Raw genomic sequence first — 18,465 nt, 5'->3', positions numbered from 1 at the left:
TCACCTCTAATCCCGTAGGAGCGAGGCTTGCCCGCGAAGCTTTTGGCGGCTTCAAGGGCCCCTTCGCGAGCAAGCTTCGCTCCTACAGGGTCAGCAGGGTCAGGCGTACATCCGCCCATGTTCACCAGGGCCGAACAGCATGATGATTCTCTCCCCGTGGCGCGCCGATTTCCCGGCCATCGCCGCCCTGCAACGGCAAGGCCAGACCTATCTGGACAACGCCGCCACCACGCAAAAACCTCAAGCACTACTGGATGCCCTGGCGCATTACTACGCCAATGGCGCGGCCAACGTGCATCGGGCGCAACACCTGCCCGGCGCCCACGCCACCCAGGCGTTCGAGGACAGCCGCCGCAAAGCCGCGCAATGGCTCAACGCCGGTGACAGCGGGCAGATCATATTCACCCACGGCGCGACCTCTGCGCTGAACCTCCTGGCCTATGGTCTGGAACCTCTTTTCAATCCAGGCGATGAAATTGTCATCAGCGCCCTGGAACACCACGCCAACCTGCTGCCGTGGCAACAACTGGCGCACCGTCGCAACCTGAAACTGGTGATCCTGCCACTGGACACCGACGGCGTGATCGACCTCCAGGCCGCTACGGATTTGATCGGCCCGCGCACGCGCCTGCTCGCGGTCAGCCAGTTGTCCAACGTGATCGGCGCCTGGCAACCCCTGCCTGCGCTGCTGGCGCTGGCCAAGGCGCGTAAGGCCTTGACCGTGATCGACGGCGCCCAGGGCGTGGTCCATGGCCGGCATGACGTGCAGGCACTGGGATGCGACTTTTACGTATTTTCCAGCCACAAGCTCTACGGCCCCGACGGCCTGGGCGTGTTGTTCGGGCGCCATGAAGCCCTGCAACAGCTGCGCCCCTGGCAGTTCGGCGGCGAGATGGTGCTGGACGCCAACTATCACGACGCGCGCTTCCGCCCTGCACCGCTGGGATTCGAAGCCGGCACGCCGCCGATTTCCAGCGTCATTGGCCTGGGGGCAACCCTGGACTACCTTGCCGGGCTCGATCAGGACGCCGTATCCGCCCACGAAGCGGCGCTGCATGACTGCCTGCTCAAGGGCCTTGAGGCGCGCAACGGCATCCGCCTGCTGGGCAAGCCGCAAGTGGCCCTGGCGAGTTTTACCATCGAGGGTGTACATAACTCGGATCTGGCGCACCTGCTGACCGAACAAGGCATTGCGGTGCGCGCCGGTCATCACTGCGCCATGCCGCTGCTTAAAAGCCTGCACCTGGCCGGAGCGATTCGGGTGTCGTTGGCGCTGTATAACGATTCCGAAGACCTGGAACGGTTCTTTGAAGCGCTGGATCAGGCACTGGAGTTACTGCGATGAACCTTCCCGCTGAAGCCGTGGCCGCGCTGCAAGCCTTTCAAGATCTGCCGGGCTGGGAACAACGGGCGCGCCTGCTGATGCAGTGGGGCGAACGCCTGCCGGCACTGAGCGAAGTGGAAATGTGTGACACCAACCGCGTGCACGGCTGTGAAAGCCAGGTGTGGCTGGTGGGTGAGCTGCAGGATGGCCACTGGCTGTTCAAGGCCAACAGCGATGCACGCTTGATTCGCGGCTTGGTGGCGTTGCTTTTGGCGCGGGTCAACGGGTTGTCGGCGGCTGAGTTGCAGCAGGTGGATTTGGCAGACTGGTTCAATCAGCTGGGCTTGGGCCGCCAGTTGTCCCAGTCGCGCAGCAATGGCCTCAACGCCGTATTACAACGAATGAATGAGTTGGCCAGTTAATCGCCTTCGCGAGCAGGCTCGCTCCCACATTGGAATACATTCCCCTGTGGGAGCGAGCCTGCTCGCAATGAGGCCATCAGCAACAACCCTCAAACCTGAGGTTTAACCCGCTCCGCCGGCCGCCGCACACCCGCCACGATCTTGTCCACCGCCTTGGTCGCCGCGACCATGCCGAAGGTCGCCGTCACCATCATCACCGCGCCAAAGCCACCGGCGCAGTCGAGCTTCACACCATCGCCGACAAAACTCTTCTGCAGGCAAATGCTGCCATCGGGTTTCGGGTAGCGCAGTTGCTCGGTGGAGAACACGCACGGCACGCTGTAGTGACGGGTCACGGTGCGTGAGAAGCCATAGTCGCGGCGCAAGGTGGAGCGCACTTTCGACGCCAGCGGGTCATTGAACGTACGGTTGAGGTCGCAAACCTGGATCAGCGTCGGGTCAATCTGCCCGCCCGCGCCGCCGGTGGTGATGATCTGGATCTTGCGCCGTTTGCACCAGGCAATCAGCGCCGCCTTGGCGTTGACGCTGTCGATGCAGTCGATCACGCAATCGATGTTCGGGGTGATGTATTCGGCCATGGTCTCGCGGGTGACGAAATCCGGCACCGCGTGCACCGTGCAATCCGGGTTGATTCCGCGCAGGCGCTCGGCCATCACTTCGACCTTGGGTTTGCCGACGGTGCTGTCCAGCGCGTGCAGCTGACGGTTGGCGTTACTGACGCAGACATCGTCCAGGTCGAACAACGAAATCTCGCCAACACCGCAACGGGCCATGGCTTCCGCCGCCCAGGAGCCAACGCCACCAACGCCGACAATCGCCACGTGCGCCGCGCGCAAGCGTTCAAGGCCCTCGATGCCATACAAACGGGCGATGCCTGCAAACCGCGGATCTTCTGTACTCATGACCATCACCTCAAAAACCGGCGCGCAGTATAGGGCTTCGCGGCACTAAATTTTAGGCTTCAAGCGGTAAGTGTAAGAACTTATGTGAAATCAAATTGCCCAATATCGGGTAATTCCCTGTCCGCTGTAGGTTCAGAGAATGCCTAGTGTAGGATTCGCCCCCCTTGGCGGTCCGACCGTTCCTTCGTTCCACAGTCTTTGGAACCCGAAATAACTATGTCATCGCGTAAATTTGGACTCAACCTGGTGGTGGTGCTCGCCATCGCTGCCTTGTTTACCGGCTTCTGGGCGCTGATCAATCGCCCGGTGACCGCGCCCAACTGGCCCGAACAGATCTCCGGCTTCTCGTACTCACCTTTCCAGCAGGGTCAATTCCCACAAAAAGAGCAGTACCCGACCGACGATCAAATGCGTCGCGACCTGGAGATCATGAGCAAGTTGACGGACAACATCCGTACTTACTCGGTGGACGGCACACTGGAGAACATCCCGAAACTGGCGGAAGAATTCGGCCTGCGGGTCACACTGGGGATCTGGATCAGCCCGGACCAGGAACGCAACGAACGGGAAATCGCCCGCGCCATCGAAATCGCCAATTCTTCGCGCAGCGTCGTGCGCGTCGTTGTCGGTAACGAAGCGATTTTCCGTAAGGAAATCACCGCCGCCGAACTGAGTGTGATCCTTGATCGCGTCCGCGCCGCGGTGAAGGTGCCGGTGACCACGTCCGAACAGTGGCACGTCTGGGAAGAACACCCGGAACTGGCCAAGCACGTCGACCTGATCGCCGCCCACGTGCTGCCCTACTGGGAATTCATCCCGATGGACAAGGCCGGGCAGTTCGTCCTCGACCGCGCCCGCGACCTGAAAAAGATGTTCCCGAAAAAACCGTTGCTGCTGTCTGAAGTGGGCTGGCCGAGCAACGGCCGCATGCGCGGTGGCGCCGATGCATCACCGGCAGACCAGGCGATCTATCTGCGCACCCTGGTCAACAAGCTCAACCGCCAGGGTTTCAACTACTTCGTGATCGAAGCCTTCGACCAGCCGTGGAAGGTCAGCGACGAAGGTTCGGTAGGCGCTTACTGGGGTGTGTTCAACGCCGCGCGCCAACAGAAATTCAACTTCGAAGGCCCGGTGGTCGCCATTCCGCAATGGCGCGTGCTGGCCATCGGTTCGGTGGTATTGGCGCTGCTGTCGCTGACCCTGCTGATGATCGACGGCTCGGCCCTGCGCCAGCGTGGCCGCACCTTCCTGACCTTTATCGCATTCCTCTGCGGTTCGGTGCTGGTGTGGATCGGCTATGACTACAGCCAGCAATACAGCACCTGGTTCAGCCTGACGGTGGGTTTCCTGCTCGCCCTCGGCGCGCTCGGGGTGTTCATTGTGTTGCTGACCGAGGCCCACGAACTGGCCGAAGCGGTGTGGATCCACAAGCGGCGCCGGGAATTCCTGCCGGTGGAAGGCGATTCCAGCTATCGCCCGAAAGTCTCGATCCATGTGCCCTGCTACAACGAGCCGCCGGAGATGGTCAAACAGACCCTCAACGCCCTGGCGAACCTCGACTATCCGGACTTCGAAGTCCTGATCATCGACAACAACACCAAGGACCCGGCGGTCTGGGAACCGGTGCGCGACTACTGCGAAACCCTCGGCCCGCGCTTCAAGTTCTTCCACGTCGCACCTTTGGCAGGTTTCAAGGGCGGCGCGCTGAACTACCTGATCCCGCACACCGCCAAGGATGCCGAAGTGATTGCGGTGATCGACTCCGATTACTGCGTGCATCCGAACTGGCTCAAGCACATGGTGCCGCACTTCGCCGACCCGAAAATCGCCGTGGTGCAGTCGCCGCAGGATTACCGCGACCAGAACGAAAGCACCTTCAAGAAGCTCTGCTACGCGGAATACAAAGGCTTCTTCCACATCGGCATGGTTACCCGAAATGACCGTGACGCGATCATCCAGCACGGTACCATGACCATGACCCGGCGCTCGGTGCTCGAAGAACTGGGCTGGGCCGACTGGTGCATCTGCGAAGACGCCGAACTGGGCTTGCGCGTATTCGAAAAAGGCCTGTCGGCGGCGTATTACCACGACAGCTACGGCAAGGGCCTGATGCCCGATACCTTTATCGACTTCAAGAAACAGCGTTTTCGCTGGGCCTATGGTGCGATTCAGATCATCAAGCGTCACACCCGCAGCCTGCTGCGCGGCAAGGACACCGAACTGACCCGCGGCCAGCGCTACCACTTCCTCGCGGGCTGGTTGCCGTGGGTCGCAGATGGCATGAACATCTTCTTCACCGTTGGCGCGCTGTTGTGGTCGGCGGCGATGATCATCGTGCCGCAACGGGTCGATCCGCCGCTGTTGATTTTCGCGATCCCGCCATTGGCCCTGTTCGTGTTCAAGGTCGGCAAGATCATCTTCCTCTACCGTCGCGCCGTAGGCGTGAACCTCAAGGATGCGTTCTGCGCGGCGCTGGCGGGACTCGCGTTGTCGCACACCATCGCCAAAGCGGTGCTGTACGGCTTTTTCACCAGCAGCATTCCGTTTTTCCGCACACCGAAGAATGCCGATAACCACGGCTTCTGGGTGGCGATTTCGGAAGCCCGGGAAGAGGTGTTCATCATGCTGTTGCTGTGGGGTGCGGCGCTGGGAATCTTCCTGGTGAACGGCATGCCGAGCAACGACATGCGCTTCTGGGTCACCATGTTGCTGGTGCAGTCGCTGCCGTACCTGGCGGCGCTGATCATGGCGTTCCTCTCCTCTCTGCCGAAACCGACCGCCGAAACCGAAACGGTGCCAGCGGTCTAAATCTTCACCGATGCACTAAACGGCGGCCAATGGTCGCCGTTTTGCTTTAAGATAACCGCCATTTTCCAGGCCTTGCCCCCATTTCCCGTAGGGGCGAGCGATGCGGCGATCCGACTTGCCCGCGAACGAAGCGACTCGGTGTAACAGATACACCCCATTATCGTTCTTCGCGGGCAAGCCTCGCTCCTACAGATAAAGCTCCGGAGTTTTTTCCATGACGGCCCACGCCGACCTTTCGCCGACCCTTCAACTCGCCATCGACCTGATCCGCCGTCCGTCCGTGACGCCGGTCGACGCCGATTGCCAGAAGCAGATGATGCAGCGCCTGGGCGATGCCGGTTTCATGCTGGAACCGATGCGCATCGAAGATGTGGATAACTTCTGGGCCACCCACGGCAAACACGACGGCCCGGTGCTGTGCTTCGCCGGCCACACCGACGTGGTGCCGACAGGTCCCGTGACCGCCTGGCAGATCGACCCATTCAACGCGGTGATCGACGAACACGGCATGCTCTGCGGCCGTGGCGCGGCCGACATGAAAGGCAGCCTGGCATCCATGACCGTAGCCGCCGAACGCTTCGTCGCCGACTACCCGGATCACAAGGGCAAGGTCGCGTTCCTGATCACCAGCGATGAAGAAGGCCCGGCGCACCACGGCACCAAGGCCGTGATCGAGCGCCTGGTCGCGCGCAAGGAGCGTCTGGACTGGTGCATCGTCGGCGAACCGTCGAGCACCACCCTGGTCGGTGACGTGGTCAAGAACGGTCGTCGCGGCTCCCTCGGCGCCAAGCTGACCGTGCGCGGCGTGCAGGGCCACGTGGCCTATCCCCACCTGGCGAAGAACCCGATCCACCTCGCCGCCCCGGCCCTGGCGGAACTTGCCGCCGAACATTGGGACCACGGCAACGATTTCTTCCCGCCGACCAGCTTCCAGATTTCCAACGTCAACTCCGGCACCGGCGCGACCAACGTCATCCCTGGCGACCTGGTTGCCGTGTTCAACTTCCGCTTCTCCACCGAGTCGACCGTCGAAGGCCTGCAAAAGCGCGTCGCCGACATCCTCGACAAGCATGGCCTGGACTGGCACATCGACTGGGCGCTATCCGGCCTGCCGTTCCTCACCGAACCGGGCGCGCTGCTCGACGCCGTGTCGTCGAGCATCAGGGACATCACCGGGCGTGAAACCCAGGCGTCCACCAGCGGTGGCACCTCCGACGGTCGTTTCATCGCGACCATGGGCACGCAAGTGGTCGAGCTGGGGCCGGTCAACGCGACCATCCACCAGGTCAACGAGCGCGTGCTGGCGGCCGACCTCGATGTGTTGACCGAAATCTACTACCAGACCCTGATCAAGTTGCTCGCCTGATGCTCGCTTGCCCGATCTGCAGCGAACCGCTGAATGCGGTGGACAACGGCGTGGCCTGCCCCGCCGGGCACCGTTTCGACCGTGCGCGCCAGGGTTACCTGAACCTGTTGCCGGTGCAGCACAAGAACAGCCGCGACCCTGGGGATAACCAGGCGATGGTCGAAGCCCGCCGCGACTTCCTCAACGCCGGCCATTACGCGCCGGTAGCCAAGCGCCTGGCGCAGCTGGCGGCAGGTTACGCGCCACAGCGCTGGGTAGACATCGGTTGTGGCGAGGGTTACTACACCGCGCAAATCGCCGATGCCTTGCCGGATGCCGACGGCTACGCCCTGGACATCTCTCGCGAAGCGGTCAAGCGCGCCTGCAAACGCAACCCCAAGCTGACCTGGTTGATCGCCAGCATGGCCCGCGTGCCGCTGGCGTCGGGCAGCTGCCAGTTCCTGGCCAGCGTTTTCAGCCCGCTGGATTGGGAAGAAGCCAAGCGCCTGCTCAGCCCCGGCGGCGGCCTGATGAAAGTCGGACCGACCAGCGGCCACCTGATGGAATTGCGTGAGCGGCTGTACGACGAAGTCCGCGAGTACATCGACGACAAGCATCTGGATCTGGTGCCAGAAGGCATGGCACTGGCGCACAGCGAAACCCTGACATTCAAACTGACGCTTGCCAGTGGCCAGGACCGGGCGAACCTGCTGGCCATGACACCCCACGGCTGGCGTGCCAGTGCCGAACGCCGGGCAGCGGTCATCGAGCAGGCCGAGCCTTTCGAGGTCACCGTGTCGATGCGCTACGATTATTTCGTACTTCAATAACTTCAACCCTTTTTGGTCTTGGGCAATGGCCCGAGACCGGCTAAATCCGCGAATGGATTTTTCAGACACGCAGTGAGGACATCCATGCGCCAACCCGATATCGAGATTTACCTGAAAGACGCCGACGTCGACCACAAGGCCATCTCGGCCTGGCTCGGCACGGCATTGGGCCCGTGCACCGACTGGGTACAGAAAGGCCAGACCTACAAGTGCAAGGCCGGCAACGTGCCGGTGACCTGGTTGCCCAAGGCCGTAGGAAAGTGGAACAGCCTGTACCTGGAAAGCGACCAGACGCCTTGGGACGACGACATCGCCTGCGCCCGCGCCGCGTTTGCCGCGCTGAACGTCGAAGTGCGTTGCGCACCGGGTAGCTGGGTCGAGGAAGAGGGTGAGGAAACGGCGGATCGCTGGATTCGCATCAGCGCCGACGGTGAAGAAGAGATCACCTGGAAAACTGCTTAAAAGCAATACGCAAAACCTGTGGGAGCGAGCCTGCTCGCGATTGCGGTGGATCAGTCAACGTTGATGTCGACTGGCACGGCCTCATCGCGAGCAGGCTCGCTCCCACAGTGTTTTTGTGTGGTCTGAAGAATGGGTTTACAGCCCCACCACATCCTCAGCCTGCAACCCCTTCTCGCCGGTCACCACCCCATACTCGACCTGCTGGCCTTCGGTCAGCGAGCGGTGCCCCTCGCCGCGAATCGCGCGGTAGTGCACGAACACATCCACCCCGTCCTCGCGTTGAATGAAGCCGTAGCCCTTGGCGTCGTTGAACCACTTCACATTGCCGGTTTCACGCGTTGCCATCTCAGTACCCCCTTGTTTTTATTTTGAGCGGCCGAGTATATGACAGGCACAGAAACTCTCAACTACAGATTGGTTGACCGCTTTTTTGCCGATTTTCGACGAATCCGGCACACTGTCCCACTCCCGAGCAATTGCTCGGTTTTATCCACTCAAGCAGATGCCGTATGACCCGCTCCCCGTTCCGCCGTCTTGTGTTTGGCGCCCTGCGTCGGCTGTTGTACCTCTGGGTTCGCTCGGAGACGATCAACCAGTCGTCGTTCACCCTCAACCTCGACCGCAGTCGCCCGGTGTTCTACGTCCTGCAAAACCCTTCGCTGACCGACCTCGCCGTGGTCGACACCGAATGCACCAAGGCCGGCCTGCCGCGTCCGGTGCTGCCCGTCTCGGTGGGCAACCTGCTGGAACCGGCCGCGTTCTTCTACCTGACACCGGATCCCGACTGGCTTGGCCGCCAGGACAAGCGCGGCGCACCGCCCACCTTGACCCGCCTGGTCAGCGCCCTGAGCCAGAACGCCGCCGAAGACGCGCAGATCATTCCGGTCAGCGTGTTCTGGGGCCAGTCGCCGGACAGCGAAAACAGCCCGTGGAAACTTCTGTTCGCCGATAGCTGGGCAGTCACCGGGCGCCTGCGCCGCCTGCTCAGCATCATCGTGCTGGGGCGCAAGACCCGCGTGCAATTCTCGGCCCCCATCCACCTGCGCGAACTGATCGAGCACAACAAGGGTCACGAGCGCACCGTGCGCATGGCCCAACGGATTCTGCGGGTGCATTTCCGCAACCTGAAGGCGGCGGTGATCGGCCCGGACATTTCCCACCGGCGCAACCTGGTCAAGGGCCTGGTCAACCAGCCTCTGGTCAAGCAAGCGATCCTCGACGAAGCCGAGCGCGAGAACATCTCCCCGGAGAAAGCCAAGGCCCAGGCCCTGCGCTACGGCAACGAGATCGCCTCGGACTACACCTACACCGCGATCCGCTTCATGGAAGTGGTGCTGAGCTGGTTCTGGAACAAGATCTACGACGGTATCAAGGTCAACAACATCGAAGGCGTGCAGAAGGTCGCACCGGGTTACGAAGTGATCTACGTACCCTGCCACCGCAGCCACATCGACTACCTGCTGCTGTCCTACCTGCTGTTTCGCAATGGCCTGACCCCGCCGCACATCGCCGCCGGGATCAACCTCAACATGCCCGGAATCGGCGGCCTGCTGCGGCGCGGGGGCGCGTTTTTCATGCGCCGTACCTTCAAGGGCAACCCGCTGTACACCTCGGTGTTCAACGAATACCTGCACACCCTGTTCACCAAGGGCTTCCCGGTGGAGTACTTCGTCGAAGGCGGCCGTTCGCGCACCGGGCGCATGCTGCAACCGAAGACCGGGATGCTGGCGATCACCCTGCGCAGCTTCCTGCGTTCGTCGCGCGTGCCCATCGTCTTCGTGCCGGTGTACATCGGCTACGAGCGCGTGCTGGAAGGCCGGACCTACCTGGGCGAACTGCGTGGCGCGAGCAAGAAGAAAGAATCGATCTTCGACATCTTCAAAGTCATCGGTGCGCTCAAGCAGCGCTTCGGTCAAGTCGCCGTGAACTTCGGTGAGCCGATCAAGCTGGCGCAATTCCTCGACAGCGAGCAGCCGGACTGGCGCGAGCAGGAGCTGGGGCCGCAGTTCAAACCGGCCTGGCTCAACGAAACCACCAACCGCCTTGGTGAAAAAGTCGCGCAGCACCTGAACGAAGCGGCGGCGATCAACCCGGTCAACCTGGTCGCGCTGGCGCTGCTGTCCACCAGTCGCCTGGCCCTGGACGATCGCGCCATGGCACGGGTGCTTGATCTGTATCTGGCACTGTTGCGCAAGGTCCCGTATTCGCCGCATACCACCCTGCCGGAAGGTGATGGCCGAGCGCTGATCGAGCACGTGAAGGACATGGACCTGCTGTCCGAACAGAGCGATGCGTTGGGCAAGATCCTGTATCTGGACGAGCAGAACGCCGTCCTGATGACCTATTACCGCAACAACGTGCTGCACATCTTCGCGCTGCCGGCACTACTGGCGAGTTTCTTCCAGAGCGCCTCGCGCATGAGCCGCGAGCAGATCCTGCGCTACACCCGCGCGCTGTACCCCTACCTGCAAGCGGAACTGTTCATTCGCTGGTCGCTGGACGAGCTGGACGCGGTGATCGACCAATGGCTGCAAGCATTCGTCGAGCAAGGCCTGCTGCGTTTCGAGAACGACGTCTACCTGCGCCCGGCGCCGAGCTCACGGCATTTCGTGCTGTTGACGCTGCTGTCGAAAAGCATCGCCCAGACCTTGCAGCGCTTCTACATGACCGTTTCCCTGCTGCTCAACAGCGGCCAGAACAGCATCAGCGCCGAAGAACTGGAAGACCTGTGCACGGTCATGGCCCAGCGCCTGTCGATCCTGCATGGCCTGAACGCCCCGGAATTCTTCGACAAGAGCCTGTTCCGCCACTTCATCCAGACCCTGCTCGACCTTGAAGTACTAAAGCGCGACGAGGCCGGCAAGCTGGGCTACCACGAGCTGCTCGGCGAACTGGCAGAAGGTGCGGCCAAGCGGGTGTTGCCGGCGGAGATTCGTCTATCAATCCGCCAGGTGGCGTTGCACCGCAGTGAAGATGCCGCCGACCAACCCGCGACGCCCGAACAAACCGTCTAGATTGATCAAGGCGCCAGTCGGTTCTGGCGCCGTCGATACGGAGATCTCCCGATGAAAAAACTATCCCTGATCGCAGCTGCTGTAATGTTGACAGCCTGCCAGCACCCTACTCCGGCGCCCAAGGCTTCCCTCGATGGCGAAGTGTTCTACCTGCAACGCATCGCGCTGCCACCGACGGCAATCCTCAGCGTCAGCCTGCAAGACATCTCACTCGCCGACGCACCGGCGAAGGTCATTGACGAACAACGTGGCCCGGTCAAAGGCCAGGTGCCCCTGCCGTTCCACCTGAGCTACGACCCGCTGAAGATCGAGCCCAATCACCGTTACTCGATCAACGCACGCATCGAAGTCGATGGCAAACTGCTGTTCATCACCACCGAGAATCACGCCGTGCGCCTGGACGGGTCCGATCCACAGCCCGTGAAGGTCCGCGTTGACGCGGCCCGTTAAGTCTTATGAAAAAGGAAGTTGCCATGCTCCGCCCTACCCTACGTTTTGCCGGCCTGTGCGCAGGCTTGATGATCTCTGCCAGCGCCCTGGCGCTGTCCCTGAGCGACCTGTCGCAGAAAGACGCCACCGGCGGACTCAAGGACGCCCTGACCCAAGGCGCGCAACTGGCCGTGAAACAACTCGGCACCCCGGGCGGCTTCAGCAACAACCCGGACGTGAAGATCGAACTGCCGGGCAAACTGGGCAAAGTGGCCAGCAAAATGAAACAGTTCGGCATGGGTGATCAGGTCGATCAGCTGGAAGCCAGCATGAACAAAGCGGCGGAAACCGCCGTGGTCCAGGCCCAGCCGATCCTCGTTGACGCCGTGAAGAAGATGACGGTCGACGATGCCAAGGGCATCCTCAGTGGCGGCAATGACTCGGCCACCCAGTACCTGAACAAGACCAGCCGCGAACAGATCCGCGCCAAGTTCCTGCCAATCGTCAAGCAAGCCACCGACCAGGTCGGCCTGGCCCAGCAGTACAACTCGTTCGCCGGGCAGGCGGCGACCATGGGCGTGATCGATGCGAAGAGTGCCAACGTCGAAAACTACGTGACCGAACAGGCATTGAACGGCTTGTTCGAGATGATCGGCAAACAGGAAGAAACCATCCGCCAGAACCCGGCGGCGGCGGCGACCAGTTTGGCGAAGAAGGTCTTCGGCACGCTCTAAGCCACAACCCTTGATCGTTCCCCTGCTCACTGCAAGGGAGCGATCAAATCAGCTCCCTTTAACCCGCAGAAAAAACACCCACTCACGCCCCAGCTTGCGCTTCTCGAACAATTCCAGATCCACCAATCCGTTCAACGTGGCCGACGCCGTGTTGTACGAGCACCCCAGGTTCTCCTTCACATTGGCCGCCGTAAATTCCTTCGCCATCCCACTCCTGGCCACCTGATACACCGCCCGCTGCCTCCCGCTCAGTCGCTCGAAAAATCCGGACTCCGACAACCAACGATCAAAACACTCGGCATTCACAAGACTTTTCCTGTAAGCCTCGGTAAAGCTGCTGACAGCACGCAGCACCACCCAACACTGGAAATCGATGAAATACGTCAGGTCCAGGTCATCCGCTTCGGTATTGAGATAGGAGCGTCCGTATTTCACCGGCGCATTGCGCAGCAAGACGCTGATCGCGATGTAACGAAACGCCGAGAAATCATTCTTGAACATGAACCAGTAGAACAACGCCCGCGCAACGCGGCCATTGCCATCGCGAAAAGGATGCTCATAACCCAGCGCGAAATGCAGCGCGATCCCCTTGATCAGCGGGTGCAGATAATCCACCCGGTGGGGATCGTCATGGGATTGATTGATCCACTTCGACAGCACCCGCAATCGAGCAGCGAGCCCCGCGGCAGGAGGCGGTACATGCACCGTATTGCCCTGGCCGTCCTGTACCACCACGTCATCATTGACCCGCAGATCCCCCGGCGAGTATTGCGCGTCATCGATACCCGATACGCCAACGCGATGCAGTGCCGTGATCAGCTCGACACTCAAGGGTTCGTAACGTTTCTCCCAGGCAAGGTTCATCATCTTGAAATTGCCAATCACCATGCGCTCGTCCGGCGTACGCGGCAGGCGATGGCGCTTGAGCATGTCCTTTGCCACCCGAGTGGTGGTCGCTGCACCCTCAAGCTGACTGCTGCTGATGGCTTCGTCTTCGATCAGGTCGTTGAGCAGGTAACTGAAATGCGCACTCTCGCCGATTTGGCTGGTCATGTACTCCAACGCGGCCGTCGTCGTTTGACGATCCACGCAGGAAATCGCTTTTTGTGCCATCGGTGTCAGCACGAAATTGCCCCACTGCATTGGCTCACCCAATGGCAGCAGGCTGACGTATTGCGCGGTTCGAGCTTTCTTGACCAAGGCCCAGCACAGATTCGAATCCAGGCCCGACGCCCAGCGATAGCGCAATTCATCAAACGGCAGATAGCGCCCTTGCTCGTCCAGGGGCTTGAGCAAGGAGAGGTATTGCGAGAGGCGTTCCTTGTGTGGCGATTTCGTCAGTAAATCGAAAACCGGGTCTGAACTCCCCTTCAGCATGGGTGGCTTTTTCATTGGCGCTGTCTCGAAAACTCGTAAAACCGAGTTTCGAGTACAACATCCGGCCCCCCGAGTCTCAATATCGGACGGTTCTGAGATAGTTGTAGGAACTTACGGCAGAAGGATCCGAAAGGTTGGCTTTGACGATGAACATTGATGACTGTTGAGCAGCCTTCGCGAGCAGGCTCGCTCCTACAGTGATCGGCGTACATCCACCCGCTCTTCACCACTCAACAGGCCGAGCGTTAGCTCGCCTTCAGCTTTTGATCTTGATCTGCCGGCCCCTTCGGGAGGCTGAGTGGAGGTGTTCATCCGGGGAGTGGTGCGCAGCGCCGTTCGACGCAGTCGAACACGCTGCATGTAGGTGCAGCGAAGCCAACCGGAGGGCAGTGTCCCCGGATGGATACCGGAGCGAAGGAACGCCGAGCCTTAGCGAGGGGCCGGACGCTGGGGCGAGCGTTTTTTTGCTTACTTTTTTTTGGCGCTTGTAAAAAAAGTGAGTCGCCGTAAGGGCGAAACCGCCAGCCGCCGTTACCGCAGAAACGGATATGTACTCGGTCAATCAAGAACCTGGTCGGCCCAAAGGCCGCCAAGTCCAACGAACTCAGGCCGACTCTTTCTTGACCCGGAACCAAGCCGCATACAGCGCAGGCAGGAACAACAGCGTCAACGCCGTCGCCACAATCAACCCCCCCATGATCGCCACCGCCATCGGCCCGAAAAACACGCTGCGCGACAACGGAATCATCGCCAGCACCGCCGCCAGCGCCGTCAACACAATCGGCCGGAAGCGGCGGACCGTGGCTTCGATGATCGCTTGCCATGGCTTGAGCCCAGCGGCGATATCCTGCTCGATCTGATCCACCAGGATCACCGAGTTGCGCATGATCATGCCCGACAACGCGATGGTCCCGAGCATGGCGACAAAGCCAAATGGCTGGCGGAAGACCATCAGAAACAGCGTCACCCCGATCAACCCCAAAGGCGCCGTCAGAAACACCATCACCGTGCGCGAGAAACTGCGCAACTGCAGCATCAGCAACGTCAACACCACCACGATGAACAACGGCACCCCCGCCTTCACCGAGTTCTGCCCGCGCGCCGAATCCTCGACCGTACCGCCGACATCCAGCAAATAGCCGTCAGGCAGTTCAGCGCGGATCGGATCAAGGGTCGGCATGATCTGCTGCACCAGGGTTGCCGGTTGTTCCTTGCCATAGATGTCGGCGCGAACCGTCACGTTGGGCAGGCGATTGCGGTGCCAGATCACGCCTTCTTCAAAGCCGTATTCCAGGGTCGCGATCTGCGACAGGGCGACGCTGCGACCGTTGTCGGTCGGCACCGCCAGGCTTGGCAGCAACGACAGCTCGGTGCGCTCATGCAAGGTGCCGCGCAACAGGATCTCGATCAACTCGTTGTCTTCGCGGTACTGGCTGACGCTGGAACCGGTCAGCGAGCTCTGCAAAAACTTCGACAGGTTCGCCGTGCTCACCCCCAGTGCCCGTGCACGGTCTTGGTCGATGTTCAAGTACACCACTTTGCTCGGTTCTTCCCAATCCAGGTGGACGTTGACCACATGGGGGTTTTCGCGCACCTTGGCCGCGACTTTGCGGGCCAGTGCGCGGACCTCCTCGATGTGCTCGCCGGTGACCCGGAACTGCACCGGATAGCCAACCGGCGGGCCGTTTTCCAGGCGTGTGACCCGCGAGCGCAACGCCGGGAATTGTTCGTTGAGGGTGGTGATCAACCAGGTGCGCAGGGATTCGCGCTCTTCGATGGTTTTCGCCAGGACGACGAACTGGGCGAAGCTCGCCGCCGGCAATTGTTGATCCAGGGGCAGGTAAAAACGTGGCGAGCCGGTGCCGACGTAGGCCACGTAGTTGTCGATCCCGGCCTTGTCCTTGAGCAACGCTTCGAGGCGCTTGACCTCCTCGGCCGTATTGCTCAGGGACGCGCCTTCGGCCAGCTTCAGGTCGACCATCAACTCCAGCCGGCCCGACGCCGGGAAAAATTGCTGGGGCACAAAACGGAACAGCACGATGGAAGCAATGAACAGCACCACCGTTGCCGTGATCACGGTTTTACGCCAGCGCACACACCACTCCACCAGACGCCTGACGCGCTGGTAAAACGGCGTGCCATAAGGGTCGGGTTGATCCGCGCCGTGTTTGGCCGCGTGAATCTTCGCCAGGTCCGGCAGGAGTTTTTCCCCCAGGTAAGGCACGAAGAGCACCGCCGCCACCCAGGACGCCAGCAGGGCAATAGTCACCACTTCGAAGATCGAACGGGTGTATTCACCGGTGCCCGATTGCGCGGTAGCGATCGGCAGGAAACCGGCGGCGGTGATCAGCGTGCCGGTGAGCATCGGGAAGGCGGTGCTGGTCCAGGCATAGCTCGCCGCCTTGATACGGTCGAAGCCCTGCTCCATTTTGATCGCCATCATTTCCACGGCGATGATGGCGTCGTCCACCAGCAAGCCCAGCGCCAGCACCAGGGCGCCGAGGGAGATCTTGTGCAGGCCAATCCCCAGGTAATACATGCAGGCGAAGGTCATCGCCAGCACCAGCGGAATGGCCAGGGCCACCACCATGCCGGTGCGCACGCCGAGGGAGAAAAAACTCACCAACAGCACGATGGCCAGCGCTTCGACCAACACCTGGACGAACTCGCCAACCCCGGTTTTCACCGCGGCCGGCTGGTCGGAGACCTTGCGCAGCTGCATGCCGGCCGGGAGATTCTTCTGGATGCGGGCAAACTCGATTTCCAGGGCCTTGCCCAGCACTAGAATGTCACCACCGTCCTTCATGGCCACGGCCAGGCCGATGGCGTCTTCACCCATGAAACGCATGCGCGGTGCCGGTGGATCGTTGAAACCGCGGCGCACGTCGGCGACATCGGAGATGCGGAACGTACGATCGCCGACGCGGATCGGGAAGTTCTTGATCTCATCGACCGTCTGAAAATTCCCCGAGACCCGTAGCTGCAATCGCTCACTGGTGGTTTCGAAGAAGCCGGCGGTGGACACCGCATTCTGTTCTTCCAGGGCTTGCTGCACCGCCGCCAACGGCAATCCGAGGGTGGCGAGCTTTACGTTGGACAGTTCGATCCAGATCTTTTCGTCCTGTAAGCCGAGCAAGTCGACCTTGCCCACATCCTTGACCCGCTGCAGCTGGATCTGGATGCGGTCGGCGTAGTCCTTGAGCACGGCGTAGTCGAAACCCTCGCCGGTCAGCGCGTAGATGTTGCCGAAGGTGGTACCGAATTCATCGTTGAAAAACGGCCCCTGAATACCCGGCGGCAAAGTGTGGCGGATGTCGCTGACCTTCTTGCGCACCTGATACCAGAGCTCCGGTATATCCACCGAGTGCATGGAGTCACGGGCGATGAACGTCACCTGGGATTCACCCGGGCGGGAGAACGACACGATGCGCTCGTACTCGCCGGTTTCCATCAGCTTCTTTTCAATGCGTTCGGTGACCTGGCGCGAGACTTCCTGTGCGGTCGCCCCTGGCCAGTTGGTACGGATCACCATGGCCTTGAAGGTAAACGGCGGGTCCTCGCTTTGCCCCAGCTTGGTGTAGGACAGAGCGCCGACGATCGCCAGCAAGAGCATCAGGAACAAGACGATCTGGCGATTGCGCAGCGCCCAGGCGGAAAGATTGAAACCCATCGGGGATTACTCCTTGTCCGCCAGATTGACCACGCGGTTGGAGCGATCCACCGGGCGCACGGATTGCCCGTCGAGTAGCACATGGACACCGGCGGCCACCACCCAGTCGCTGGCATTGAGACCTTCAAGGACCGGCACGGTTTTCTCACCGAAGGCGCCGACCCGTACCGGGGTCTTCTTCAAGGTGTTGTTGGCGCTGACCACCCAGACATAGGTCACGCCGTTTTCCGCGGTCAGCGCCGACAGTGGCACTGACAACGGAACAGCTTGGGCGGACTGCACGAAGACACGGGCGCTCTGGCCGAGCTCGACCGGCACCTTGCCCGCATTGAAGGCGATACGCGCAGCGAAGGTGCGCGACTTTGGATCGGCAGCCGGCGACAGTTCGCGGATGTGTCCGGCGAAGCGCTGATCCGGTTGCGTCCAGAGTTCGACCGAAACCGGTTGGCCGACCTTGAAGCGGCCGAAGCTTGCCTCCGGCAGGCTGATCAACACTTCACGTTCGCCATCGGTGGCCAGGGTAAACACCGTTTGCCCGGCCGCGACCACTTGCCCGACTTCCACCGCTCGCTTGGCGACTACGCCATCCTGCGGCGCCCGCAGCACCGCGTAACTGGCCTGATTGGTGGAGACGTTGAACTCGGCCTTGATCTGTTTAAGACGCGCTTCACCGGACCGGTACAGGTTTTCGTGATTGTCGTACTGCGAGCGGCTGACCAGCTGGCGCTCCATCAGCGTCTTATAGCGATCACGTTCGGCGCGCACCATGTTCAGATTGGCTTCGGCGGCCGCGACCTGGGCGCGGGTGGCCTCCAGTTGCAGGCGCACGTCCTGGGGATCGAGTTCCGCCAGCGGTTGATCGGCCTTGACCCGCTGCCCTTCGTCGACCAGTCGTCGGCTGACTTTCCCGCCAATGCGGAACGCCAGGTCCGGTTCAAAGCGGGCGCGAACTTCACCAGGGTAACTTTCCATCGCCTGGGTCGAAGGCTCTGGCTGAACCACCATGGCCGGTCGAATGCTGACGACAGGCGCCTCTTCGTGACCGCACGCGGTCAATAAAAACGCCAGGGTGACTGGCAACGCGAGGGGCAAGGCATAGCGGAACATGGTGAAGGACCTTTCGCCAATGGTGCTTGGAATAATTATAC

14 protein-coding genes are annotated in these 18,465 nt (G+C 61.2%); 9 read left to right on the top strand and 5 right to left on the bottom strand.

The genetic code is table 11. The features are described 5' to 3' along the window. Positions 1–139: 139 nt before the first annotated feature. Positions 140–1,345: an aminotransferase class V-fold PLP-dependent enzyme gene (locus OH720_RS05470; protein WP_272604830.1), complete on the top strand. Its 1,206-nt coding sequence runs from the start codon at positions 140–142 to the stop codon at positions 1,343–1,345. Continuing rightward, positions 1,342–1,746: a SufE family protein gene (locus tag OH720_RS05465; RefSeq protein WP_272604829.1), complete on the top strand. Its 405-nt coding sequence runs from the start codon at positions 1,342–1,344 to the stop codon at positions 1,744–1,746. Before OH720_RS05470 ends, OH720_RS05465 begins: the two co-directional genes overlap by 4 nt. Positions 1,747–1,835: 89 nt before the next feature. Here the strand turns inward: OH720_RS05465 and tcdA are convergent, their stop codons facing one another. Next, a complete protein-coding gene (gene tcdA, locus OH720_RS05460; protein WP_442967262.1) occupies positions 1,836–2,648 on the bottom strand; it encodes a tRNA cyclic N6-threonylcarbamoyladenosine(37) synthase TcdA in 813 nt (270 codons plus the stop codon). Between the two features lie 216 nt (positions 2,649–2,864). Between tcdA and OH720_RS05455 the strand changes: the two genes are divergently transcribed. The 4 genes from OH720_RS05455 to OH720_RS05440 all read left to right on the top strand — a co-directional run bounded on the left by OH720_RS05455 (position 2,865) and on the right by OH720_RS05440 (position 8,093). Beyond that, positions 2,865–5,456: a glycosyltransferase gene (locus OH720_RS05455; protein WP_272604828.1), complete on the top strand. Its 2,592-nt coding sequence runs from the start codon at positions 2,865–2,867 to the stop codon at positions 5,454–5,456. A gap of 214 nt (positions 5,457–5,670) precedes the next feature. Continuing rightward, on the top strand, positions 5,671–6,822 hold the full coding sequence (gene dapE / locus OH720_RS05450; protein ID WP_272604827.1) for a succinyl-diaminopimelate desuccinylase: 1,152 nt from the start codon (positions 5,671–5,673) through the stop codon (positions 6,820–6,822). Beyond that, positions 6,822–7,631, top strand: a complete 810-nt coding sequence (locus tag OH720_RS05445) for a putative RNA methyltransferase (RefSeq protein ID WP_180203270.1) — start codon at positions 6,822–6,824, stop codon at positions 7,629–7,631. The genes dapE and OH720_RS05445 overlap by 1 nt, the downstream gene beginning before the upstream one ends. An 84-nt stretch (positions 7,632–7,715) precedes the next feature. After that, the gene (locus tag OH720_RS05440; protein ID WP_046816499.1) at positions 7,716–8,093 is read left to right on the top strand and encodes a hypothetical protein; all 378 of its coding nucleotides are present in this window, start codon (positions 7,716–7,718) and stop codon (positions 8,091–8,093) included. Positions 8,094–8,228: 135 nt separating this feature from the next. On the opposite strand, the gene OH720_RS05435 is transcribed toward OH720_RS05440, so the two are convergent. Next, the gene (locus OH720_RS05435) at positions 8,229–8,438 is read right to left on the bottom strand and encodes a cold-shock protein (RefSeq protein ID WP_008035470.1); all 210 of its coding nucleotides are present in this window, start codon (positions 8,436–8,438) and stop codon (positions 8,229–8,231) included. A gap of 164 nt (positions 8,439–8,602) precedes the next feature. Between OH720_RS05435 and plsB the strand changes: the two genes are divergently transcribed. The 3 genes from plsB to OH720_RS05420 are packed head-to-tail and all read left to right on the top strand — an operon-like array spanning position 8,603 to position 12,270. Next, positions 8,603–11,107, top strand: coding sequence for a glycerol-3-phosphate 1-O-acyltransferase PlsB (plsB, locus tag OH720_RS05430; protein ID WP_272604826.1), 2,505 nt, complete (start codon positions 8,603–8,605; stop codon positions 11,105–11,107). Between the two features lie 51 nt (positions 11,108–11,158). Next, positions 11,159–11,557 carry a YbaY family lipoprotein gene (locus OH720_RS05425; RefSeq protein WP_272604825.1) on the top strand — a complete coding sequence of 133 codons (399 nt, stop codon included), beginning with the start codon at positions 11,159–11,161 and terminating at the stop codon, positions 11,555–11,557. A 23-nt stretch (positions 11,558–11,580) separates the two neighbouring features. After that, positions 11,581–12,270, top strand: a complete 690-nt coding sequence (locus OH720_RS05420) for a DUF4197 domain-containing protein (RefSeq protein ID WP_008058776.1) — start codon at positions 11,581–11,583, stop codon at positions 12,268–12,270. Between the two features lie 48 nt (positions 12,271–12,318). Here the strand turns inward: OH720_RS05420 and OH720_RS05415 are convergent, their stop codons facing one another. The 3 genes from OH720_RS05415 to OH720_RS05405 all read right to left on the bottom strand — a co-directional run bounded on the left by OH720_RS05415 (position 12,319) and on the right by OH720_RS05405 (position 18,424). Next, positions 12,319–13,662, bottom strand: coding sequence for a Fic family protein (locus OH720_RS05415; RefSeq protein ID WP_272604824.1), 1,344 nt, complete (start codon positions 13,660–13,662; stop codon positions 12,319–12,321). A 589-nt stretch (positions 13,663–14,251) separates the two neighbouring features. Then, a complete protein-coding gene (locus OH720_RS05410; RefSeq protein ID WP_272604823.1) occupies positions 14,252–17,317 on the bottom strand; it encodes an efflux RND transporter permease subunit in 3,066 nt (1,021 codons plus the stop codon). Between the two features lie 6 nt (positions 17,318–17,323). Beyond that, positions 17,324–18,424, bottom strand: coding sequence for an efflux RND transporter periplasmic adaptor subunit (locus tag OH720_RS05405; RefSeq protein ID WP_272604822.1), 1,101 nt, complete (start codon positions 18,422–18,424; stop codon positions 17,324–17,326). Positions 18,425–18,465: the final 41 nt, after the last annotated feature.

The organism is Pseudomonas sp. WJP1, assembly GCF_028471945.1.
Classification (GTDB): domain Bacteria; phylum Pseudomonadota; class Gammaproteobacteria; order Pseudomonadales; family Pseudomonadaceae; genus Aquipseudomonas.
This window is presented reverse-complemented; position numbering and strand designations above follow the sequence as displayed.

Bases quoted from the DNA above. Each gene is read 5' to 3' on its own strand.
- dapE (WP_272604827.1), top strand. From the start codon at position 5,671: ATGACGGCCCACGCCGACCTTTCGCCGACCCTTCAACTCGCCATCGAC.
- OH720_RS05405 (WP_272604822.1), bottom strand. From the start codon at position 18,424: ATGTTCCGCTATGCCTTGCCCCTCGCGTTGCCAGTCACCCTGGCGTTT.
- OH720_RS05425 (WP_272604825.1), top strand. From the start codon at position 11,159: ATGAAAAAACTATCCCTGATCGCAGCTGCTGTAATGTTGACAGCCTGC.
- OH720_RS05470 (WP_272604830.1), top strand. From the start codon at position 140: ATGATGATTCTCTCCCCGTGGCGCGCCGATTTCCCGGCCATCGCCGCC.
- OH720_RS05415 (WP_272604824.1), bottom strand. From the start codon at position 13,662: ATGAAAAAGCCACCCATGCTGAAGGGGAGTTCAGACCCGGTTTTCGAT.
- OH720_RS05435 (WP_008035470.1), bottom strand. From the start codon at position 8,438: ATGGCAACGCGTGAAACCGGCAATGTGAAGTGGTTCAACGACGCCAAG.
- OH720_RS05465 (WP_272604829.1), top strand. From the start codon at position 1,342: ATGAACCTTCCCGCTGAAGCCGTGGCCGCGCTGCAAGCCTTTCAAGAT.
- OH720_RS05440 (WP_046816499.1), top strand. From the start codon at position 7,716: ATGCGCCAACCCGATATCGAGATTTACCTGAAAGACGCCGACGTCGAC.
- tcdA (WP_442967262.1), bottom strand. From the start codon at position 2,648: ATGAGTACAGAAGATCCGCGGTTTGCAGGCATCGCCCGTTTGTATGGC.
- plsB (WP_272604826.1), top strand. From the start codon at position 8,603: ATGACCCGCTCCCCGTTCCGCCGTCTTGTGTTTGGCGCCCTGCGTCGG.
- OH720_RS05445 (WP_180203270.1), top strand. From the start codon at position 6,822: ATGCTCGCTTGCCCGATCTGCAGCGAACCGCTGAATGCGGTGGACAAC.
- OH720_RS05455 (WP_272604828.1), top strand. From the start codon at position 2,865: ATGTCATCGCGTAAATTTGGACTCAACCTGGTGGTGGTGCTCGCCATC.
- OH720_RS05410 (WP_272604823.1), bottom strand. From the start codon at position 17,317: ATGGGTTTCAATCTTTCCGCCTGGGCGCTGCGCAATCGCCAGATCGTC.
- OH720_RS05420 (WP_008058776.1), top strand. From the start codon at position 11,581: ATGCTCCGCCCTACCCTACGTTTTGCCGGCCTGTGCGCAGGCTTGATG.